Source organism: Candidatus Thermoplasmatota archaeon, assembly GCA_035541015.1.
Taxonomy (GTDB): domain Archaea; phylum Thermoplasmatota; class SW-10-69-26; order JACQPN01; family JAIVGT01; genus DATLFM01.
On sequence record DATLFM010000035.1, the window covers coordinates 15,207 to 40,428 of the forward strand.

Sequence of the window (25,222 nt, forward strand, 5' to 3'; positions counted from 1 at the left end):
ACAGGGCGGGAAAAAGGCCGTTGCACGCCCCGTCGTCCGTAGCCCGGCCCAGGCGGAAGACTCGCGGTTCCAACGGTGCCGCCCGCAGGAGCCTGGCCTTGGTGCTTCTGCTCGTCGTCCCCACCCTTCTCTCGGGTGCCCAGGGCGTTCCCGTTCCCCCATCCGCATCGCAAGCGGTCGCCGGAACGTCGCCTGCGGAGAGCGCCTTGGCGACAAGCCCGGTCGGGCAAGGCGCCCTGCCCTTCGAGGTCGGCGCGCCGGGACTTGCCGGACCGGACCTTCTCGAGCTTCTGACGGGGCAACAGCTTCGGCTGGGCGATCTTGCCGAGCTTGAGACGCGCCTGCGCGGGCTTCCCAACCGCAAGGCGCCCACGATCGACGAGATCCTGGACGCGACGGTCCGCACCCTGGGCGTTCCCGCGGCGCCGGTGGAGCCCGTGCCGACGCCCTGCACCTCCCTTCCGCTGCGCATCGCGCTCTACGCCTACGCCGACACGGTGGGCCTGCCGCTTCCGCCCGAGACCGAGGCGGAACTGGCGCGCGCCGATCAGCTCCCGTTGGAGCTGCAGTGCTCGGTCGCTCAGGTGCTCGCAGCCATGGCCGAGGCGGCGCGCCTGCACGCGCGGGCCGTCGCGTGCATTCCCCCGCACGAGCAGGCCTTCCTTCGCGACCACTGGAGCGAGCTTTCCTTCGCCAGCGCCGACGCCCCGACGCCCATCCAGCAGCGCCTCCTGGCCGCCGCCGGCTGCGTGGACTTGCAATCCCTGCTGCAGGCGGCGCAAACGGTGGCCGGGGCCGCGCAGGCGGCGATCCCCGTCTTGACCCGCTACGACGCGGCGGGACTCCCCCTTCCGGACGCCGAAGCGTTGGCCGCGGGTCGCAGCGCCACGGGCCTCCTGGCCGAGCTCCTCCGGGTCGCCGGGCTTTCGATCCCGCCTCCCTTCGCGCGCGAGCTGCACCCGAGCGATCCCCTCCGCGCGGCCGCGGCGGACCTCGCCTCGGCGCTCAACGTCCCCGCCCCCTCGATGCCGCCCCAGGCCCGCGAGATCCACCGCGAGGTCGCTGCCTCGGTCGCCTTCGTCGTCCACGCGCACGCGGACGTCGTCCGCTGCGCCACGCGCCTGTGCCCGCCCTCCGAGTTGTGGAAGGCCGCCTTCTCGCTCGCGTCGGCCGCAAGCCAGGTCAGCTCGACCCTGCGCTTCCGCAACATCGTCGAGGAGTTCCAGTTCCGGCAGGCCGAGCAGATGCGAACGGCCTCGCCCATCGCCTTCGAGCCCGTCTTCGGACAGGAGCCCCTGGTCGACGCCGTGTCGCAGTGGCTGTGCGCGACGCGCGCCTGCCCGTCGCCGGCGGAGATCGAATCCATGCGGGCGTACACGTCGGCGATGCCGCGAGACGTCGAGCTTCCCTCGGCGCGCCTCGTGCTCGCCCTCGTCGAGGCCGAGCAGCTGCGTGCGAAGGCCACCTCGTCGATCTCGCCGATGGACCTCGTGCGGCTGAGCGCGGAGACGCGGGGGACCTACGTGGCCCTACTGGCAGGCGCCCCGACCGAGAAGGTGCCGCCGTCGACGTCCTCCTCCTCCTCCTCGTCCTCCTCCTCGACGCCGCCGTCTGGAACGCCGGTGCCGTTGCGGACCGAGGACGACGTGGACGCGGCGCGCGAGATCGCGCAGATCCTCGACAAGGTCGACTGGGGCCTCCTGCACTCGGTCGCGCGCATGGTCCTGGACGAAGTCCGGCGCGCCGGCGACGCGCTCGCCGGCAAGAGCCTGTCGCCCCAGCAGGCCGGCTCGCAAGGCTCGCAGCCGTGCGGGCCGTTCTCGCAGCGCGTGGACCTCCGGCAGAATCCGGACGGATCCTGGACCTTCTGGGCGGACACGCGCATGGACTGCCGGCGCGACAACGAGGTCACGACGCCGCGGGTGCCCAAGACCGCGCAGACGGCCGACGGACGCTGGATCGTCTACGACGACCGGAACGGCAACGGCCACCCCGACGAGGGCGAGGTCCTTCTCGACACGCGCCTTGTGGCCAACCCGAACTACCTCTTCCAGCCCACGGCAAACGACGTCGTCTTCATGGACCCCACGGGCTCGATCGTCGTGACCGGCACGGGACGCTCGATCATGGCGGCGCCGTTCTTCAACGGCAACCCCCGCCAGGCGCTCGTGCTCTCCTTGGGCGGCGACGACCTGTGGCTCAACAACGCCGGGGGCAGCGCCGCGGCGCCCACGGTGACAAGCGGCGAGGTCGTCACGACCCTGGACCCGCAGGACGCCTTCATGAACGCGAGCGCCTCGCTTGCGCGGTTCAACGCCTTCTTCAGCGGCGTGGTGGGCGCGCTCGTTCCCGGCACGCGGGTCTCGTCGCAGGACGGCACTCGCCTCTCGCCGTCCGCGGGCAATCCTCTTGCCGCCAATCCCTTTGGCGCCTTCGCGGTGGCGGCCGCCGTGATGGCCGATCCTCAGCGGGTCAACCGGGGCCTCCTCGAGCTCCACCCGGCCAACGTCACGCCGCAGGTCCACTTCACGGTCGCCGTGGCGCTCGACGTGGGGGGCAACGACCGCTACCTCTCCTCCGAGCCCTTCACGCAGGGCGCCGCGGGATTCTTCAACGTCGGCGTTCTCCTCGACCGCGAAGGCAACGACCACTACGTCGCGAACAACCTCTCGCAGGGCGTCGGCGTCACGGGCGGCATCGGAATCCTGGTCGACGTCAACGGCAAGGATCGCTACGCGGCGGGCGAGGCCTCGCAGGGCTTTGGGCTCGTGGGCGGCATGGGTCTCCTCACGGACCTCTCGCAGCAGGACCGCTACGAGATCCGCTCGTTTGGCCAGGGAACCGCCATGGGCCTTGGCTCGATCGGCGTTCTCGCCGACCTGGGAAGGGACGAGGGAAGCGGGCAGGCCGACGACGTCTTCCGCGCTCGCGGCCACGAGGTCCTGGGATGGGTGGGCGCGGTGCCCGCCGTGGGAGAGCAGAACGTCTCGCGGGCCGCCAACGCGTGCGCCGGCGGCGTCGCCTACCGTCTCGTTCCCCCGGACGCCCGGTGCATGCCCGCGCAGGACCCTTGCATCCAGCCGCCGACGACCGTTCGCAAGGAAGGCTGCGTCTCCTACTTCTTCATCCCGTTCGGGTTCTTCATCCCGTTCCTCCTGGGCGCCGACAGCCGCTCGTTCGCCTGCGGCTTCCTCGGGGCGCCCCAGGCTTGCGGCGCCTTCAACGCGACGCCGCCCATCTCGCTTTCGATCGACGGCAACGCGCTGTTCCTCGACGCCGGAGGCCGCAACGCGTACGACGTGCCTCGGCATCGCGCGGCGGAGAAGAACAACAGCCTCGTGTGGTACACGAACATCACGGGCGTTGGCGTCTCGATCGGATTCGACGACGCAAACGGCGACGGCGTGCCCAACCTGCTCTACAGCGCGCTTGGCATGGACCCCTTCGTCGCCAACCCGCTCACCCACAGCAGCGACAACGACCTCTTCCCCGACTGGCTCAAGGGCCGCCTCACGGCTCTCTCGACGATCGTCCACGTCGTGGACGACACGAAGGATCCCTTCCTCGAAGGCGCCTTCGAGGAACTTCGCCGGCAGCTGCAGACGCCCGTCCTACCCTCCATGCCCGGCGGCTTTCCGCAGGAGGTGCGGGAGTTCTACGACGGACCCGTGCGCCAACGGTGGAGCTTCACCTTCGGCGCCGCACGGGCGGTTCTGGGAATCCTCACGGTCGTCGCAAGCCCGGGCAAGGACCTTTCGCGCTTGGGCCTCTTCGAGCCGGGGCGCGAGTCGCCCGGCCGCGTTCCCATCGAGGGCCCCGGCTTTGTCCTCGTCGTCGACTCCATCCGCGGCGAGGGGCGCAACACGACGTGGTACCGGTCCGTGAACGTCAGCGGCGGCCAGTTCACCGACGAGTGGACGCCCGAGAACGCCTGGAACCGCGTGAACGGCTCGCTGCCCGTCATGGTGAACGTCATCGTCGACATGGCCGGCGACGACACGTACGAGCACCTCGGGGCAAGCCAAAGCGTCCTGTTCAACGGCGTCCCGACCGGGATGATTGGGTGGCTCTCCCTCGTCGTGGACGCGCAGGGCAACGACGTCCACAACGCCTCCGCCCTCGTCTTTGACCTCGGCGGCGACGACTTCTACGGCAACCGCAGCTCCTTCAAGCCCCTCATCGTGGACGTGGGCCGGGGCAACGACACCTACGACATCGTCGAGTGGCGGCAGCCGCTGCGGGTTCCCCTGGTGGTGACCAGCGGAACCTACGACGCGAACCTGGCCCCGACGGTGATCGACGACGGCGGTCGCGACCGCTACAGCAGCATGAACCGCACGCGCGCCGGGTGCGGCGTGCTGCCGCCGGTCACCGTCTTGTCCGCGGTCTCCGTCCGACCCTGCGGCGAGACGCAGGTCCGGGGGGAGCAGTACGTTGCCGGCGAGCGCGTCGTTTTCCCAGGCGTCGCCTCGCCTCTTCCCAACGACGGCAACGGCAATTTCACCGTTCCCACGCACCTCGACCTCCACAGCGGATCGGACTGGTGCGGCCAGGACCACTCGGCCCGACCGCGCGATCCTGCCGCCGACGAGTTCTGCCTCTGGCTGGACGCCGGCGCGCACGCGGCCGGCTTCAGCCCGGCGTGGCTCGACCAAGATTGGGACAACGACTGTTACGCGAACGCCGACGAGTGGACGCACCGCACGGACGTGAACGACCCGGCCGCGCACCCCTGGGCCGCCGGAAAGGACCTGGACGGCGACTGCGTGGGCGACCTCGTCGACGCCGACGCCGACGGCGACGGATTGTTCTGGTGGGAGGAGCAGCGCGTCGACACGATCCGCAACCAGACGCACCTGGCGCCCGGCTCGCGCCAGTTCTCCCGGCTGGCCGCCAACGGCACGTGGGTGGACGAGGGGCGCTGGGTGAACGTCTTTGGGACCCTGCACTGGCTCAACACGACGTTCACCGAATCGAGCGACCGTGCGTGGGACAACTCGAGCAACGCCTACTCGGATCTCCACCTCATCCTCGCGGGACTTCGCGATCCACAGGGCATCCGCTTCCGGAACGCCACGCTTGTGCTCGATCCCGGAAAGACCAAGCACATCCCCGACTACAACGACGACGGCTTCCCCGATCCGCCCTGGCTTCTCTACGGGCGTGGCCCGGAGGACCTGCCGCCCAACGTGCCCTGGCCGCCGGCCCGGTGGCCGCCGCAAGGTTGGCTGGGGCCGGCACGGCCCGCAAACTACACGGGCGACCTCTGGCCGCCGCTTGACGCATGCCCGCTTGACCTCAACGAGCCCAAGAAGTCGCTGGCGACCTGGTGGCTCAACGCCAACGCGAACGGGAACGACGTTTGCGACGTCCACGACCCCCGGATCAACGGCGAGCTTCCAAACGAATACCTGCGGGATCTCCAGGACCTCATGCGCCAGGGCTGCGCCGGTTGCCGGGGTGTCCCGGCCGAGGAGATCGCCTACTGGACGGCCGAGGGATACGATCCAGTCTACGATCCCGGCGTGGGCCTGCGCGATCCGGACCAGGACGGCTACACGATCCTCTCGGAGTTCCGCTTCGCTTCGGATCCGTTGAGCGACCGAAGCTATCCTCCCGTGGCCTTTGCGATTCCCAACGCGATCGCCCTCGACGTGACCGCTTTGGCCCCCGGCGCCCGGCACGCGCGCACGACGGTCTCCTCCGAGGTGCCCTCGACGCTGCTCAACAACCTCGTCGATCTGGCTTACGACACGATCCCCGGCGGCGTGGGCGTCGGACGGCCGCGCGCGCCGGTGCTCTCGCACGAGGTGGCCCTGCTCCACGCCCAGGCCTGCGCGCAGGCCTTGCAGGAGGAGGACGAGCGCTGGTACGAGCAGTGCTTGCGCCCCGAACTTGAGGGGATCGCGCACGCGACCACCTACTGGCACAACTACAGCCTCGTCCTGGACACGCGGGGCGACGACCGATACCGCAACAACGCGGGCGGATCGTTCACGGTTCGGGAGATCGCGGGCGTGGCGCTGCCCAACTGGACCTACGTGCCCATCGCGCTCCTCGTCGACCTCGAGGGGAACAACCTGTTTGACGCGGCCGCCCCCTCGGCGCAGGCCGCGGCGACCTTCCTCGACGTCGACCGCCGCCGCTGCCTGCGCAACTCCACCTGCCCGATCGATCCGCAGGAGACCGGGCTCAACGCGATTGTCGTCAACGACATGGGCCTGCGCCCGGCCGATCTCACCCAGACGCCCCAGATCGGCGGGGTGGGCATGCTGCTGTCGCTGGGCGGCGGAAACGACGTCTACCGCGCGCCTTCGCGCGCCCAGGCCTACGCCGGCGTGGGCGGGTTGGCCCTGCTCTACGACGCCGGCGGCAACGATCGCTACAACCCGCTGCGCCAGGCGTGCTTTGACGCATCGACGATCGACTGTTTCCAACCGGGCGGCGACGGGTCGCGCGTGAGGGGCGTCGACGTGCAGGCGCGCGCGGAGGGCGGGATCGCGATCCTCGCGTCCCCGGGCGGCGACGATTCCTTCCTCTCCTGCTCGCGCTCGCAGGCCTCCGCGAGCTTCGGCGGCCTTGCGGTCCTGTTCAACGGAGCCGGCAACGATCGCTACCTTGCGGAGGGCTGCCTCGGAGGCGCGCCGTCGATGTCGCAAGCCCACGCCTCCATGTTCGGCATGGCGATGCTTGCCGACTGGCAGGGGCGCGACACGTACCGCGGCCGGGACGCTTCGCAGGGCTCCGGCGAAGGCGGCGTCGCGATCCTGTTCGACGCCGCCGGCCACGACCGGTACGAGGCGCTCAACCGCTCGCAGGGCTACGGCACGGCCGTCAACCAGACGCGATTCAACGCGACGCTTGCGTTCGTCAAGACCCTCACCGACGGGGGCAACCCCGTGCTCTCGCGCCTGCCTCTGCTGCAGCCGCTGCACCAGTGCACGAACCTGATCCCGACGCCCAACAACCTCGACGTGCCCTGCCGCGATCGAGGCCTCAACACGACCGCCAACGTGTCGCGGTACCTTCGCGACGAGGTCGCCGTGGGCGTTGGCGTGCTCTTGGATCTGGACGGCGACGATCGTTTCTCCAACCGCGACCACTCGGGCGGCTACTCCGAGCACGGCGTCAAGGCCCTGCCCTGCACGCCGCAAGCCTGTCCGCCGCCGCCAAGCGGCGCGGCGTCCGCGCGGGAGCCGCTGTGGGCCGAGCTCTTCGGCGGCGTCCTTCCGGCCTTGGACCTTGGGCTTCCAAGCCTCGACCTTCGGCCCTTGGAGCCGCTCCGATCGCTCGTGCCGCCCGGCTCGGCATCGCAGGGCGCCGAGGACGACCCCGTCCACGCCGTGGAATCGCTGCCGGACGACCTGGCGCGCGAAGCGAACGAGGAAGCCTCGAACCCCGGCGGCCTGTACGTGGGAGGCGGCTACTTCGTGAGCTTGGGCGGCGAGAACGACTACGGCGACGCGTCCGCGAGCTTTGCGCACGCCCGCCCCCGCCCCCACGACCGCACCGACGAGACGCTGTGGACTTGGCGCGCCGGCCACGGAGGCCGTGGCGTCTATTCGTCGCTTGCCGGGGCCGCGTTCCAGTTCACGGCCGAGCAGCTGGCCCAACTCTCCGGAATCTCGATCGACATCCTGGCGATCGTGGTGGACGGCGAGGACCGCCTGGCGACCGAGCCCCCGCCGGTTCCCGTCGCAGGCGAGGTGAGCGTGCTTGCCGCCGTCGCCGACGAGACGGGCGTGCTCTCGGGGGTGGGACCGGCAGCGCGCGTGGTCCTCACGCTCGACGGCCGGCCGGTGGCCCAGACGCTGCTGCGGGACTGCGCCGTCACGGCCTTCCACGAATCGGACCGCGTTCCCCGCGCCTTCGACTGCGAGCTCTCGTTCCGTCCCCCGGAGGAGTGGCAGGACCCGCTTGAGGTCTCCAGCGTCCTGGCGGCGCTCGTGCAGGACGCCTTCGGCCGCGTGCTGGGCTACGACGCGACGGACGACGAGGAGGTGCGGGTCGACTACGCGCCAAGCGTGGTCGCCGTCTTCCCGCTCGAGGGAGCCATCGTCGTCGGCTTGGGCGCCGAGTCGCGCGTCCTGCTTCCGGGCGGCACGACGGCCCCGCTGTCGCTTGCTTGGACGACCGCGCCGCTTGACAAGAACGGCGACCGGATCGAGGATGGCATCGAGTTCGAGATCGAGCTTTCCACCTCCGACGCGTTTGCGCCCGACGAGACGACGACGTTCTCGCAAACCGAGTTCGACTTGGATCCCGGATCGCTTGCGGAGGGACGCTGGTGGTGGCGCGTGCGCGGCGTCGACGCGCTGGGCCAGACCGGCGAATGGTCCGCGCCCTCGTCGTTCTGGTACGACGACACGTCCCCCGCGGTGCAGGGCTTCTCCCCCTGCTGGCGTTGCGTCGTGCCCAACGGCCACCCCGTCCGGGGCACGGTGGGCGACGCGGGTTCGGGCGTCGACCGCGTGATTGTGACCTTCGAGGAGACCCCCGAGCGCCGGTTCGTGGGCGCGCCCGTCGTGAGGATTCCCGACCAGGACGGCGCGTTTGAGGTCGTCGACTACGACCTGTCCAGCGGATTCGAGGGTCGCTGGTTCGTGAACGTCACGGTCGTCGACCGCGCCTTCGACCTGCTCCAAGCGGCGGTCGCCGCGGATCCCGGATTGGAGCCTTACCTCGGGCGCCACCGAGTCACCTACGAGTTCCAGGTGGACTACGACCTGCGCCCGCCCGTGCTGCCCACGGTCGAAACGGACCTTGGCACGGTCGTCGTCCCGCAGGGGCCGCCTCGCCGCGGCGTCCACCCGGGCGGGAGCGTGCTGTTCGAGTCCCAGCTTCGGGACGACGTCTCGGGCGTTGCCGCGGCATGGGGCTTCTTGCGCGACGCCGCCGGAGAGCTCCTCGCGACGGTTCCGCTTGCGCTCTCCCAAGGCGATCCCTCCAACGGGACGTGGACGGGACGGTGGGCCGCGCCGGGCGACCTTGCGCTTGGCACGAACTACCGCGCCTGGATCGAGGCGGTCGACGCCATGGGCAACCGCCTGGTCGAGGATCGCGACCTCAACCCCGCGAGCGGATTCCTCGTCGCCAACGTCCCGCCGCGGGCGGGGATCGCCCTTCTGACCTACGAGCGGGGGGCCGCGGCCACGCGCGGGGAGCACGTGACGATCCTGCTCCTGGCCGAGGCCGTGACGCCAAGCCTCATCCACCAAGTAAGCGTCGAGGCCCGGCCGTTCACGGGTGAGGACGGGCGCCTGCAGTTCCGCGACGACGGTCTGGCGGGGGATCTTGTGGCCGACGACCGGATCTGGACCCTTCGCGTGGCGGTGGACCCGCCCGAAAGCGGCACGTTTAACCTGCCCGTGCTCGTCGAGGACGTGGCCGGATTCGAGGTGCCTCGCGTCGTGTCCGTGAGCTTTGACGTGCACGCTCCCGTCGTGACGGACCTCGCCATCGACCCGCTTCGCATCACCGCGGGATCCGCCGTGGTGACCGCGCGCACCGACGAGCGCGCGACCGGCGTCGTCCACTACGCGCGCAAGGCCGGCTTCAACGGGACGTTCCAGACGGTGACCCGCCCAGGGTCGGGCGCCTGCGGGTGCATCCACGAGATCACCGTGCCGGGCCTTGACCCGTCCACCACGTACCTTCTGCACTTCCAGGCGATCGACGCGAAGGACAACGGGGCGGACGTGCTCCCCGAGTTCCTCGAGTTCACGACCCGCGAGACCTCGCGCGCGCCCGAGATCCAGCTGCTCTCGCCCGCCGCCGGCGACGCCGTGGGCGGCGTCGCGGTGGTTCGCTTCCTGGCTCGCGGCGTCCCGCAGATCGGAGGCCTCGTGGAGATCGCGCTGTGCTCGCCGATGTGCGCTCCCCTGGCCGAGCTTGCCCTTTCGCTCTCGGCCGACTTCGAGGAGCACGCCTGGACCTGGAGCACGGTCGGCCTCCCCGACGGCGACGCCTACCTGTTGCGGCTGACGCTTCGCGACGCGCAGGACCTCTGGGCCACGGATGCAAGCGGGCGTTTCGTCGTCGACAACGCGCCCCCGCAAAGTCAGCTCCCGAGCCTGGCCGGCGTCACGCGCGAGTGCCCCGAGATCGGCCACAGCGAGTGCTGGTTCATTTCGGAGGTCGGCGTGAGCCTGGCCGCCGACGACAACCTCGCTGGCGTGACCCGCCTCCAGTACCGCTTGGGCGGCGGCAACTGGACCAACTACACGCGACCCTTCCTGCTCCGCGAGCAGGGGCGCCACGAGATCGGCTTCCGGGCCGCCGACCGCGCCGGCAACGTGGAGGCCGAGCGCACGCTGGACGTCCGCATCGATCGGGTGGAGCCCTCCGGGAGCCTCCGTATCGAGCGCGGCGCCTCCGTCACGAAGAATGCGGTCGTGCGCCTGGACCTCTTGGCCACGGACGCCACAAGCGGCGTGGCCTCCATGCGGTTCTCCAACGACGGCCTGACGTGGAGCCCGTGGGAGCCCTTCGCGCCCGTGCGGCATTGGCTCCTCGACGCGACCCGGGACGGGCGCGCGACCGTCTGGGCCGAGTTCCGCGACGCCGCGGGCCTCGAGTCGAGCTACCGCGGCGTCCTCACGAGGGCCTCGATCGAAGTCGATCCCCGGGCGCCGCTTGCCTCGCGCGTGGCCGTCGGCGACGGGTCCGGCTTCGTGCGGTCGCGCGAGGTGCGCGTGCACGTGGGCGCCGACGACGGATCGATCGCCTTCGTGCGGTTGGCCAACGAGGACGGAATCTGGAGCGCCTGGACGCCCGCCTCCTCCTTCGTGCCCTGGACGCTCTCGCCCGGCGAGGGCCGGAAGGTCGTCCTCGTCCAGACGCGGAACGCCGCCGGCAGCGTCGGCGAGACCGCGCGCGCGGAGGTCGTCCTCGATATGACCCCGCCCTCGCAGGTCCGCCTCCTGCGGCCCGTCTACGACGGCAGCGGCGTCCTTGGCTTGGCCTGGGAGCCCGCGCGCGACGCAGGCGGCGTGGCCGGCTACCGCGTCGAGCGCTCGGTGGACGGCGTCCGGTGGGTCTTGGCGGCCGAGACGAGCGAGTCGCGCGCGAAGGACCATGGCGCGGTCGAGGGCCGCTCCTACCAGTGGCGCGTGGTCGCGATCGATCAGGCCGGCAACCGCGCGCCCGCGAGCCTCGCTTTGCGCGAGATCCCGCGGGACCTCCGGTTCGGCGACGCGGGCGTGCTCTCGGCCGGAACGGTCGATCCGCCGGTGGGCGGACCCTCCACGCTCTTCCGCTACACGGTCGTGTGGACGGACGTGGGCGGCGAGCGCCCGTCGGAGATCCACGTCCTGATCGACGGCGAGCCCGTTCCCATGCAGCCCGCCGATCCCTTCGTCGTAGGCTGCGAGGACGGCTGTCTGTACGTGGCCCAGGCCAAGCTTGCTCCGACGACGCTCGACGTCCGGCACACCTTCGCTTTCGCGGCGCGCGACGCCCAGGGCGAAGCCCGGTTCCCCGACGGTGGCGAGCGAATCGGCCCCGCCGTCACGGCGGCCGACGCCGAGTCGCAGCAGGGGCTCGCCGGCGCCGTCGCGGGGCTTCCCGCCTTTGAGGCCGCGCTTGCCCTGCTCGCCATGGCGGGCGTGGCCACGCTCGTCGCCCGGCGGAGGTGGACGCGATGAGCCGGAGCGCCGCCCGAAGGCTTCGCGCGGTGTTTCTCGTCCTTGTCATGGTCGCCGGGGCCTTGCCGCCGGCCGAGGCGCAGGACCTTCCGCCCGCGCCGGATCCTCCGACCCTTCCCACCGTCCGTCAGGACGTCCCGGGCGTCGGAACCATCCTCGTCGATCCGAACGACCTGTCCCCCGAAACGATCGTCTCGCAGCTGCCGCCGGAGGCCCAGGCGGCCCTCGACACGGTCCAGCGCGCCCTGGCCGCGCGCGCGGCCGAGGTCGCCAACCGCACGTCCGAGATCCGCGGCCTTCTGAACGGCACGGCCCGCACGACCGTCTTCCACGACGACATGAACCCGGCGAATCTCACGCTCAACCCGCCCGCGGCCACGCTGCGGCTCCAGGACTACTACGCCAACCGAAGCCGCTTGTCCACGGTCTTTGCCGCCTCGGCCGGCCTTCGCGGCGACACGATCGACGAGACGTTCCGCGCGGCCGACGGATGGCTTCACGCCTCCGTGGGCGACGACCGCTACGCGCTCGTTTCGAGCGGATTTGTCTACGCCGAGCCGGGGGATCCGCTGCGCGAGGACGTCACGAGCTACCCCACCGACCTGTGGCACCTTCGCCCCGTCGAGGGCGCCACCGGCGCGTACGCGTGGTGGTCTGGAACCGACCGGGGCGGCGATCCACGCTACTACGGCTGGGTGCGTCCGCACGAATCCGAGCTTGTGACCCCGGCCATCGACCTGCGGGGAGCCGTCGCCGTCGACAACCGCCCCGTCCGCGAGCGCGTCGCAAACGTGCTCGATCCGGTCGAGATCGCCGGAATCGTGGGGGACCAGCTTCGCCACGTGACGTCGGGCCTCCAGACGCAGATCGTGGCCGCCGACCGCGTGCTCGATGGCCTGCTCGCGCAGATCCTCGGCTCGATCCCTCCTTCGGGCGTGCCGATCCAGGACGAGACGATCGCCTCCATCCACCCGTACCAGAACGAGGTCTCCGCCTGGCTCAACCGCACGACCACGCCGGTGGTCGCCCAGGCGCTGGAGCGCGAGTTCCTGTCGGCCTCCCTGACGGACGTGGGCGACGCCCTCCTCCGGGTCGTGCACCGCCACGACTTCCTGCCGGGGGCCGACGGCGGCGCCGTCCAGATCTCGTGGTACGAGCCCATCTCGGGCACGTGGACGCGCTGGATGCTGCTGTCGCCCGCCGACGGCCACCGGTACAGGACGCTTGCCCCCGACGAGCAGGGCAACCTCGGGCCCGCCAGCCAGGACCGTCCCGCCGTTCCGGCGCTACGCGACGTGGCGGTGGACGCGCTGGGCCGCCCCGTGAACCCCCGGGGCCTGGGTTGGACCGGCAACTCCGAAGGCTGGGTCGAGAGCGTCTTCGACCTGTCGCAGTTTGCGGGCAAGGTCATCCGGCTCCGCTTCTTCCAGGCGATCGCGCAACGGCAGGCGGGCGTTCCCGACGACCCGCACGCCGGCTGGACGATCGACCGCGTCTCCGTGGAGGCCGTAAGCGCAAGCGTGGACGTGGGCGTCGCCCGGATCCTCGCCCCGGCCAACGCGGCCGTGGTGGACGAGGGCGCGCGGACGGCCGTCGTTGGCGTGGTCAAGAACTACGGCCGCTCGCCGGTCACGGCGGCGGTCGATTGCCGCATCCAGACGCGGCTCGCCGGCGGGACCCTCGTGAACCAGTCGTGCGGCACGCGGACCGTCGCGCTTGCACCCGGGCGCGAGACCCTGGTCACGTTCCCCGAGTGGACGGCGCGCAACGCCGTTGCCACCTACAAGATCCAGCTTGAGACGCGCTTGCAGGGAGGCCTTTCCGACGAGAACCCGGACAACGACGCGGACGTCTCGGTGGTCCGCAGCCGCCGCATCGTCGACGTCCGGCTGGAGGACGTGCGCCTGTGCCCCGTGCCGCACGTCCGCGGCAACGGTTGCAACGTTCCCGAGGAGGCCGTCTCGCCCCTGGATGTTCCGTGGCGGGTGCTCGTGGACGTGGCCAACCAGGGCAACACCCCAGTGGTCGTGTCGCCGGAGCGCGTCCGACTCGAGGTCCGATCGCTGTACGATGCGTCCCGCCCGCAGCTCGTGGCCACGCTCTATCCGCACGAGACGGAGGACCTGGCGATCCCCTTCGGGCCCCGGTACGCCGGGCACGCCATCGCCGCCTCCAGCGAGCAGGCCCGCGGCCGCCTCTCGTTCACCTTCACGCCGCCGCCCGTGGCCGCCCCCTACGAGCTTCGCCTGATCCTCGACGACCCGTCGCTTGGCGCCTCCGACCAGATCGCGCGCAACGTCAACATCCGCGCGGTCAACCTGGCGAACTTCTACGACGACCTCATGTCGGCCTGGCGCCACGACTACGAGGGCCTGCGACCGCAGGCGGGATTGCCGGCGACGCTGGGCCCGACCTTCCCGGCGGCAAGCTCGGCAGCGCGCCGGCAGGACCTCCAATCCAAGACCCTCTTCCCGACCGTCCTCGGGGGCATTCCGCAAAGCGGCGCCTGGAGGAGTTCCGTCGACGCGGACGGGTACGCCGTCCGCACGAACGAGGTGCTCGAGATCGCGCAATACGCGCGTCACACGCTCACCGTGCCGGCCCGTCCGAACAACCTGACGATCGCCGGCGGCGGGGCGGCCACGCTGTCGTTCTCGCTGTGGCATTGGCTGCAGCCCGGCGGCGGCTTCTGGGAGTTCGAGCGCGCCTGGCGCCTCAACTTCACCGACCTGCGCAACAACCCGAACGATCCCCACGATCCGGCGCGCAACCGCACCCTCCGGGACGCCGCCGGGTTCATCAGCAAGTCGCTGCTGCTGCGACAGGATCCGGTGCGCTTCCTCCTGCACCACGATCTCAACGCGTCGATCCGGTTCACCGGCCCGGTCCAGGTTTCCCTCGCGCTCCAGTGGGGCGACGTGAACACGCTCACGCAGACCACTGGCATCCCCATCGTGCGCGCGAACGTCACGCGCATCGCGCCCGACGGCACCTCGCAGCTTCTCGCCCAGCTGTCGTACACCTTCACGCCGCATCCCACGCGCGATCGGGGCGCCTACACGACGGAGGGACGCGACGTCGTTCGCCACCTCTTGTGGAACGCGACGGGCGTGACGATTCCCGCCGGCCACCGCATCGCCATCGACCTGAGCGCGGTCAACACCACCCGCCTGAGCCTGCGCTACGACGGCTCGACCGAGAGCGCCATCTCCTACGTCGCGTTCCCCGCCCGCGAGCGCATGCACATGCCCGCGGACGCCTTCGAGGTCCTGCGCGGGTGGACGGTGTTCCTAAACCGCACGGCCCTCACCGGGGGCGTCTGCACGGCGGCGACGACGTGCACGCTCACGGAGCAGCGAGGCCCCAGCTCGACCTTCACGAGCCTTCCCCTCACCGCGACCACGACGCCCTTTGCGGTCGCAAGCCCCCTGCGCTTTGCCCTCACGCCCTCCCTTGCGTCGGACATGCGGATCGCCACGCCCGTCAGCGTGCACCTCAACCTCACGCGCGGCCCGGGATCCTCCGAGAGCGAGAGCACGATCGGCCTTGCGCTGCGCGTCCGCTTCCTGGAGCGATTGGCCGACGGCAGCCTGCGGGAGCTTGCGCTCGTCAACCGGACGTTCACGAGCCAGGAGCGCTGGCAGGTCCTGGCGGGAGAGTCGGTTTCGTTCGGAAAGAGCGTCACGTGGGAGAACGCCACGGGAACGGTCCTGGCCGCGGGCAGCCGCCTCGAGATGGAGGTTTCGCTGTACTCGAACACGGGCCAGGCCAACCGCGTCTGGATGCTGCCCTTTGGCGCGCAATGGAACATGACGCGCGTCGAGTGGGGCGAGTCCCTCATGTGGGGCCCCGACGCCTACCGGCTCGACGGCTTCAACGACGAGGAGCTTGGCGTAAAGCCGCTGGGCTGGCGGACCGTTTCGATGCCGGTGCGCCTCTCCGACACGAGCCGCATCTTCTTCCGCCACCAGGTTCCGGCTCCCGGCTACTCGATGCCGGTGTTCCTCGACGACTTCCGGGTGACAAACGCGACGGGCGGCACGATCCTCATCGACACCGTCGACTACAACGCTCTGGGGCCGCACAGCGCCGCCGCGACCTGGCTGCAGCCGCACCGCGCCGTGACGGGAACGACCTTCGACGCACGCCGCTCGGGCGTCGTGCTTCCCAACAACCAATCCTGGCAGCTCGTGGGCAGCCGGCTGTTTGGAAACGAGTTCGTCACGAGCAGCCATCCGTTTGCGCCCAACAACCTCACCTTCACGGTTCCCACCGTGGACGACTGGCGCAACGACACGCGCGGAGGCGGGACGGTCCTGCGCTGGGGGCTTCCGTTCGGCGGGTACCGCCCCGACGCCTGGGGCGCCGTCTCGTCCCCCCTTGCCATCGATCTTACGGGGACAACCGACCCCAAGCTCGTGCTCCGCCACGCGTACGGCTTTGCCTACGAGCTCGACGGCGGGCTCGTGCAAGTGGCGCCGTCGGTGGGCCTTGGCGTGGGCACCTGGCGCACCGTCCATCCCCTGGGCGCCCTCAACGGGACGGTCGACGACCATTCCGCCGTTCGCGCGCTGGGCGACCTCGGGTTCACGGGACAATCGGAGGGCATCGTGAACCACACGTTCGATCTCTCGCAGTTCAAAGGGCAGCTCGTCCGGTTCCGTCTCCTGGCGCGATCCGGGGACGGCCCGCCCGAGGGTGACGGGTGGACGATCTACGAAGCGCGCGTCGAGGACGGGCGGCGGGTCCTGTTCCAGGACGACTTCTCCCGGACGCTTGTCCTCCAGCCGCTGGGCCTACCAGCCGCCAGCTACTACCTCGGCTCGCTGCGCGTGGACGACGCGGCTTGGACGCAAGCCAACGGGACCGTCATCATCCCGGCCGCCGGCGGTGCCATGTTCCGCACGACGGGCCTGCAGCAGGCCTTCGAGCGCGCGGTCCACGAGAGCTGTCCCCTCGTCCGGGACCCGCGCGTCGAGTTCGAGGACCCGTCCCACAACCAGACCGTCACGGACGCCCACAATGCGCTCTACGGCGCGTGCTCCCTGCAGGTCGAGCCGCGCGCCAAGTCGATCTACAGCGGGAACTTCACCGGCATCCCGGTGCTGGGCGAGGCAAGCCCGCGGGCGGTCGTCCACAGCGTCCACGCAAACGTCCTCCAGCTCAACCGCACGATCGACCTTCGCTGGGAGCCGGGGGCCCGTCTCACCTTCGAACAGCAGCTGCGCATCGACGGCGAGCGCTGGGATTGCAAGCGCTCCTGCCGCTTCTTCGACAAGGCCATCGTGCAGGTCCGCGAGGTCGGCGCCGCCAACGAGTCGCCGTGGGTGACCCTGACGACGTTCGACCAGCTGCACGCCTCGGCCTCGCCCGAGTGGCGGCCCTTTGCCCTCAACCTCGACGCCTTCGCCGGACGCCAGATCGAGCTTCGGTTCGTGGCGCAGCGGTCGCCGTTTGCCATGCGCGACCCCGCCACGCTTGGCGTGCCGCAGCACCCGCTCATGCCCGGGCAGCTGCGCGACACGATCAACGCCACCGACGACACCGTGCGCGGCAGCAAGGTGTTCACCGCCGCGGACCACCACTTCGAGTGGCTGCTCGACAACGTCGTCATCGCGGCGGGCGACGGCACCACGCTTCTCGCCGATCCCGAGGGCGCGGGCGATTGGATTCGTTCGGATCCGGTCTGGGACGAGGAGTGGGAAACCCTGCCTCGCCACGTCCTCAAATCCCACCCGACCGAGGTCGCGCCCGAGCACCAGGGCACGCTCTGGCACCGGACGCAGGCCCGTCACGCGCGCGGAACGGCCGCCTGGCATTTCGGCGTCGAGACCCCGATGGGAACCTACGTGCCCGCGGGCCAGCTCGTTCACTGCACCCACGCGAACCTGACGCCGCTTGACGTCGGCCGTTGCCCAAGCGGCGCTCGCCCCAACCAGCCGATGCAGCGGCTGGTGTCGCCGATCCTGGATCTTGCCGGGCTTCTGGAGCCCTCGCTCACCTTCCAGCACCGCCACTCGCTGAGCTTCACGCCCTTGGGCAGCGGGCAGAACGATCCGTTTTGCGGGGCCACGGGCGTGAGCAACCCTCGACCCTGCACGCTTGCCGGCCTCGTCGAGGTGCGGGCGCTGCGCGCGACGGGCGTGTGGACCGACTGGCAGCTGCTTGGCCCCAACCCCGGCGTGTCGAACCTGCGGTTCGCGTTCGTGCACGACAGCGGCGGTTGGGTCCAGCAGGGCCCCATTCCGCTCGAGAACGTCTACGCCCTGTTCACGGACGAGTCGGGCAAGCCCCTCCAGCGGCGGGACCTCCTCACGACGAAGATTCAGCTCGCCTTCAAGGCCATCAATCCGAGCGGGCACCTGGGCATCGCCTTTGGCAACGGCACGGGCCTTGACCGAAGCACGAATTCGACCATGGACGGCGGCTGGTGGATCGACGCCATCACGATCAGCGAGCGCAACTTCGTGAACGACGTGGCGATCGCGCGGGCGCGCGTCGAGGCCGACGGCGGGCCCGTCCAGGAGGGCGAGGCCATGCTCGTCCCGCCGGGACGCCGCGCGGGCATCGAGGTCACCGTCCGCAACCTCGGCACGGAGACGCAGTCGCCGGTCCTCACGTGGAGGATCTCCGGCCGCTCCCAGGAGCCAAACCCGGTCTCGGACGGACGCCAGCAGACGCAGCTGAGCCTCTTGCTTCCGCTGCTCGACGACGGCAGCCTCGATCCCCGAGGGTTCGTCACGGGCCGCCTCGAGACCGTCGCGCAGGAGCCGGAGCCCCTGCCGGGCGCGGAGGTCTCCCTCGTCGTCGACCTTCACCCGACGGAGGCCGCCACGACCGACGTGTTCGGGGAGTTCGCCATCCCCGCGCCAAGCTTCGTCGGCGGCATCCACACGATCGGCGTCCGATTCGGCGGCAACGAGACCTACGCGCCGACGAACGCCACGGAGGTGTGGGGGCCCGTCACGAGCCTTGCGGGCCTGCCCTCGATCACGGCCGCCGGGCGAAGCCAGGAGACGGCCCGGCTGTTCAACGTCAGCATCCCGCTTGTCGACAACGAGCCTTGGTGCACGCGCCAGCTGAACCTCGAGCTGGAGATCGAGGTCTCGATCCCGCCCTTTGTCGACGAGAATCCCGCCAACAACAAGGAGATCGTGAAGCTCACCGCGCGCTGCAACCCGCGCGCGCGGTTCATCGAGGAATTCGAGGTCGTGCCGGGCACGGCGCCGCCCGGCGCCAGCCGCCGGCTGGACTTCACGCTGCAGAACCACGGCAACGTTCGCTTGGACAGCGTTCTCGCCTACGCCGTCGTGACGCGTCCCGACGGCAGCATATGGCAATCCGAAGAGCAGGCGCTCGCGCCCATCCAGCCCGGGTCCTCGGCGAGCCTCCCCCAGGGAATCTTCCTGCCCGGCGACGAGCTCTCGCAGCTGGGCCGCTACGGCGTCGAGGTCAAGGTGCTCCAGCGCGTCCTCTACGACGGGACGCTCTACGAGATCGAGCTTGAGGGCCTCAACCAGCCACGCCTGGCCCGCTCGACGACGTTCCACGCCAAGAACATCATCCAGCTGGACGGACTGTCGCCCGACTCGGCGGCGACCTGGGAGGCGGGTCCCTCGTGGGAGATTGCTGAAGTTCCGGACCTTGCAGTTTCTCCCCCCTGGCTGTGGCGGCTTGGCAACGGAAGCGTCTACGCGCCCAACCTGTCGTCCTCGCTTGTCACCTTCGAGCTCCTGCCGCACGTGGCGCGCGACGCCGACCTCGTGTTCTCCTACCTCAACAACCTGCACCGCGGCGACTCCGTCGCGATCGAGTGCTCGACGGACGACGGCCGCACCTGGCGGCCCCTCACCGAGTGCGGGACCGCCGGCCGGACGCGGGACAACGTCCTCACGGCGGCCTCGCGCGGCGGAAAGCTGCCCAAATGGATCCCCGTCACGCTGCGCAACTTCGGCGGCCGCGTCACGACGGACGTGAACCTGCTGCCGCCCGCGCAGTTCCCCGACCCGGGGGATCTCGAGCCCAAGCGGTGGTTTGGCGTGACCACGCCCTTTGCCGGGGTCGCGCCGTGGACCGCGGCCGCTTCGCGCGTCGCGGGGTCCGGCCCGCTTGCCTCGTGGGCCTGGTCGAACAGCTCGGTGGGGCTCTTCTCGCGCCCCGGCGGGACGCACGCCTTCCTCTTTGGCCGCTACGTCGACGAGCCCCTCAACACGACGCCCGCCCTTGCACGCAACTCCCAGGCTCGCTTGGTCTCGCCCGTCGTCGACCTTCGCGGCGTGACCGAGCCGGCGACGCTGAGCTTCTGGCACTTCTACAGCTTCCTCACCGCCGGCAACGGTTGGGCCGGCGGCGGCACCGTGATGGTCTGCGTCGTCGAGGACACGGACGAATGCCGGAAGGACACGGAGGGCAAGGACGCCTGGATGCCCCTCCGGGAGCCCGAGCGCAACCAGCCTTCCCCGTACACGGGCACGTGGGCGTCCAACTCGGGCGGCACCTTCATCCCGGTCGGGACGCCGGCGTTTGTCGCCTCGATCCCCGGCTGGCAGAGGGTTGGCCTTCGGCTCGACGTGCTCACGGGCAAGGACTGCGTGCCGGAGGGCGGCTGCTTCCTGAACGAGCGCATCCGGATCGCCTTTGTCGGCACCACGAACGCCACGGGCGACGCAACCGGCTGGTGGATCGACGACATCCGCGTGACAGGAGGGGTCTTCGAGTCCTCGCCCACGCTCCTGCGCTTCCGCGCGACCACCGACGAGATGTTCAACGAGGGATCGTTTGCCGTGGACGACCTCATGCTGCTGGGCCGGACCCGCGAGCACAGTGTGTCGGCTCGCATCGCGACGATCAACGGCAAGCCGTTGTCCGCCTTCCACGCGCCCGATGGCGTCCATTGGATGGCTCCGGGCTCGCCGGTGCGCGTGGGCATCGAGGTCCGCAACGACGGGCTCGAGCCGGCCTGCGACCTCGTCGGCTGGATCCGGGCCAACCGCTTGCCGGACAACTCGCTTCCGCCCAACGCCACGCAGCAGAGTTTTGTCGTGCCCGGCTGCCTTGGGCCCGGACAGCGCACGACCGTGTTCCGGTCGCCCTTTGCCGACGACGTGGTGGACCGTCGCATCCCGGAGATCGAGAACCAGGACTACCAGATCATCCTGCACGTGATCCCGCTTGAGGGCGACGAGCGGACGTACGACAACACGCACGTCCTGCGCCTGCACGCCGCCACCGTCCAGCATGTCGAGCCAAAGCTGCTGCCCGAGGACGTGGCTCCTCGGACGGTCCCCGCCGACGGCGCCTTTGCCGTGTCCACGCTGTTGTCGAACTGGGGCACCCAGCGAGAGCGCGTCCGGGCGGAGGCCACGCTCGTCCGCCTGGATCCCGGCCCGCAGGGATGGGACCACAACGGCACGCTTGGCTGGGGCAACCGCACGACGTACACGGGCGCATCGGTCGTCGTGAACGGCACGCTTGTGCCCCTGGGCCTGGACGCCCGCCACCTCACGCTCGACCACCTCGAGGAGCGGTCGGTCGTCTGGAACGTGCAGACCCGAGGCCTGCCGCCGGGCGTCTATTCGGTGAACGTGACGGCCTCGATCCTAAACGAGACCGGAGTTCCCAAGCGCAACATGACCTCGCGCAACGTGAGCGTGCTGCTGGGACACACGGGCCTGTACCTCCACGCCGACTTCGACTTCGGCAACCGGACGGCCGTCGGCGACAACCGCACCTTCGACAACTCAAGCTACTGCAACCCGCTCCCCGACGCCACCGGGCGCCTCCGTTGCACGGGCAACTTCACGTCCGGCGCCGGACCGTTCTGGATGCGCGACAACGGCAACTGGACGTGGGTCGACAGCGCCCGCGTCCAACACATCACGACGAACAACGGGCCGCAGCCCTTCACGCGCGACGTCGAGTACCGCAGGCCCACGAACAGCCATCCTGACCGGGACGGGGGCGCGCGCTTCCAGTGGGACCCCGACGCAGGCCCCGGCGGCGCCGGGGACGGCGCCTGGATGTGGATCCGGCCGGAGGAGCGGATTTCCTCGACGCGCGACACCGACGACGCGCTTCTGTCGCCTGTATTCTACCTCCGCGGAGCCGACTTCAACTCCACGTTCCTCCACCTGCAGCACACGTACTCGATGCCGCCGGACGCCGCCGGCCTCGTGGAGCTGCAGCTTGCCCGGTGGGTGCCCATGCCCTTTGGCCCGCCGCCCGGCGGCTACTGGACCTTCCACAGCATGGAGACCGACTGGATCCCACTTGCGCCCGTCTTCGGTGGCTCCCTGGGCTACGGCAAGGACAGCACGGCCACGCTCGTGCGCGACGCCTACGACGAGCGCGCCGCTGGCGGCGCCAGCGCCAACGGGTGCGGGATGGGAGCCGCGGGAGTCGACAACCCCGACACCGGCCACTCCTCCGACGCCTACGAGCTGTGGTGCCCCGACTCGGACTCGGCGCAGGGCGACGGAGGCTCGCTGGGGCTGCCGACGATGCGCGCCAACCGCATCCCCACGAACCCGTTGGACGGCAACCGCAGCTTCGGGCTGGGAGCGGCCACCGACGGCTGGGAGACCGTCGTCTTCAACCTCTCGAACAGCAGCGTCTCGAACTACCCACTCCTCGGGCACACGCAGCGCAACGTCCTCCTCGGTTCGGCCGCGGCGGGCGACGAATGCCGCATCGCGGACGGCCCGGCCCAGGTGTACGCCGTCTGCGACGAGGCCCGCGCCAACAACGAGTTCGACTGGCGCCCGCCCGTGCCGGCGCGGCTGCGCTTCCGGGCCGGAAGCTTCGGCCCGGCCCAGGGCCACTTCGAGTGGGTGATCGACAAGATCTCCGTCTCCGGCTACGCTCCGAGGCTTTCGTTCCTCGACGTGCCCGGCGCCGCCCGCGTGGTCTGCGGCGTGGAGCGCGTGCCGTTTGCCAACGCCTCGCGCGAGTCCGGTTGCCCGCGTCCGGCCAACCTTACCACGTTGCATTGCGGCGTCTCCGCCGACCAGGAGGGCGACCCCTGCCCGCGGCCCATCGAGCGCGTGATCGACTCGATCGCCGAAGGCGAGCGGCACGAGTTCGAGATCGTGGTCCGCAACCCGGGCGGTCTTCCGGACCTCGTGGACCTCGCGTTCGACTTCGTGGGCGTGGCGCCGCCCGAGTGGATCGAGGCGGGCACCGGCTTTGCCACGCCCGGGGGGGTCGTCGACCGGATGCAGGTCCTCCTCCCGCCGCGCTCGTCGCGCTCGATCGTCGTCGTCGTGACGGCCGCCGTCGGGCTCCTCGAGCCCGAGTTCAAGTACGAGTTCGAGGCGGTCGTCCGGGCCGTCTCGCAGTTCGATCCCATGGCCCAGCACTCGCTGCGCATCCTGCTCGAGCACTCGACGGCGCTTCACCCGGACGTCGTCGTCGAGGACGTGCAGACGGGCACCGAGTCCTCCCTCTTGGGCGGCCCCACGCGCTCCGTGTACGCGGGCGTGCCGACCCTCGTCACGGTGCAGATCTCCAACCGCGGCACGGCCGAGGCGCGCGACGTGATGGTGCGCCTGCTGGCCCGCTCGCCCTCCGGCGAGGAGACGGTCGTGCTCGGCCCCACGCTTGCGCCCGTCACCCGCCTGGCGTTCCTCGACGCGGGCGGTCGCACGGTGTCGCTGCCCTTCACGTGGACCCCGCGCGAAACGGGTCCGCACACGATCGTCGTGGAGGCGTTCCTCGCCAACGCGGCGACCCGGGAGATGAGCACGCGCAACAACGAGATCCGGTTCTCGATCGACGTCGTGAGCCTGCCGCTTCCCGACCTCGTCGTTTCGTCGCTCCAAGTGCTGGAGCGTGGCAACCAGCCGGTGTGCATCCGCGCGCTCATGCCCGCCTGCGAGGGCCCCGAGGGTCCCGTCGAGGGAAGCGTGGTCGACGTCCTCGTCCGCGTGCAAAACGCGGGCCGAGCCCCCGCGCGCGGCGTCCAGATCGACTTCTCGTCGGACAAGGACCGCTTCTGGATCGAGCGCGTGGCCGAGATTCCGCCGGGCGGCAGCGTCGACCTCCGGGCGCCCTGGCGCGTGGTCGTGGGGCCCGACGGCCAGGCCCGCAAGTCGCTCTCCGTGTTCGCCTTCCTCACGGGCGGGGGCCTCTACGAGCCGGACCTCGAGAACAACCGCGTTCTCGTGCCGGTGCCGGTGCGGACGTACGACCCGCGCGTCTCGAGCGAGGGTCTGGAGACGTTCGTCGTGCGTCGGGGCAGCGTCGTGACCTTCGACGTCGTGGTCGGCGCCCGCGGCAACTCCGACGACCGTATCCTGCTCGACGTTCCCAACCTGCCCGCCGGCTGGGCCGCCATCCCGCTCCCCGAGCGGCGCATGCCGGTCAAGGTGGGCGCCGACATGGAGGCCCAGATCCTCCTTCGCCTGCCCGAGCAGACGCACGCCGGACCCTATCCGCTCACGCTCGTCGCCTCCTCCGCCTTTGCGCCGCATCGCGCCGACCGGCTCGCGTTCACGGTCGAGGTCGAGCGCGAGGAGGGCTTTGCCCTGCACGCGCCCTCGGAGGTCGTCCTCGCGCCGGGCTCGACCGCCGTGAACGTGCGCGTGGCGAACCTTGGCAACGGGCTTGGCGACATCGCCACCGTCTCCGTGCTTGGCGCCCCGGCCGGCTGGTCGGTCGCCTTGGACCGCACGAGCCTGGCCTTGGACGGCTTCTCGGTCCGGAACGTGACCTTGAACGTCACCACGCCGCCGGGCCCGCAGACGCCGCCGGGCCGCTACGAGATCGTCGTCGTGGGGCGGCTCGGGGAACTTTCCCAAACGGTTACGATCCCGGTCGTGGTCCAAGGCGTCGTGCGCGTCGGAGTCTCGACACGCGACCTGCCGTCCACGTACCGCCCCGGCCAGTCCGTGGACGCGCGGCTCGTGCTCGTCCACGAGGGCAACGTCCCCGGAACGGTGCGCCTGGCCGCCGAGAGCGAGGTCGCCTTGGTCTCGCTTGGCGGCTCCGCGTTCGAGATGGTCCCCGGACAATCCCTGGAGGTGCCCGCGAGCCTCACGGTCCCGCTGGGAACGCCGCCGGGCGCGCACGTTGTGCGCTGGCTCGTCCAGGCCCAGGGCCGGACCGTCGCCCACCCGACGAGCCTTCTCGTCGAAGCGCCCGATCTTGCCTTTGCGGCCGGTGAGCTTCGTCCGCGCAACCCCGCGCCGGGATCGGACGTGCGCATCACCCTCAAGGCGCAGAACCCGACGGACGTCTCCGTGGAGAGCGCCACCGTGTCCGCCTACGTGAACGGGATCCTGGTCGGGTACAAGGTCATCGACCTCGCCCCGCGGGGAAGCCGGGACGTCGAGTTCACCTGGAAGGCCCAGCCGGGCCGGCACGTCGTGACCGTGCTCCTGGACGAGGCCGGCGACCTCGTGGAGATTTCCAAGGAGAACAACGCGCTGGAGCTGTCGTTGGAGGCCGCCGACGGAGGATTGGCCGGGTTGCCGGGCTTCGAGCCGATCCTCGTGGCGCTGTGCGCGATCGCGGCGGCGCTTGGCCGGAGGAGGAAGCCCTAGGCGATGCGACGCGGGGGAGGTCGCGGTCGGCGTGCC

General features: G+C 70.6%; 2 protein-coding genes. Both read left to right on the forward strand.

The features are described 5' to 3' along the window. Window positions 1-98 precede the first annotated feature (98 nt). A complete protein-coding gene (locus tag VM681_03145; GenBank protein HVL86993.1) occupies window positions 99-11,645 on the forward strand; it encodes a fibronectin type III domain-containing protein in 11,547 nt (3,848 codons plus the stop codon). Continuing rightward, a complete protein-coding gene (locus VM681_03150; protein ID HVL86994.1) occupies window positions 11,642-25,186 on the forward strand; it encodes a CARDB domain-containing protein in 13,545 nt (4,514 codons plus the stop codon). The genes VM681_03145 and VM681_03150 overlap by 4 nt, the downstream gene beginning before the upstream one ends. Window positions 25,187-25,222: the final 36 nt, after the last annotated feature.

Bases quoted from the DNA above. Each gene is read 5' to 3' on its own strand.
- VM681_03150 (HVL86994.1), top strand. From the start codon at position 11,642: ATGAGCCGGAGCGCCGCCCGAAGGCTTCGCGCGGTGTTTCTCGTCCTT.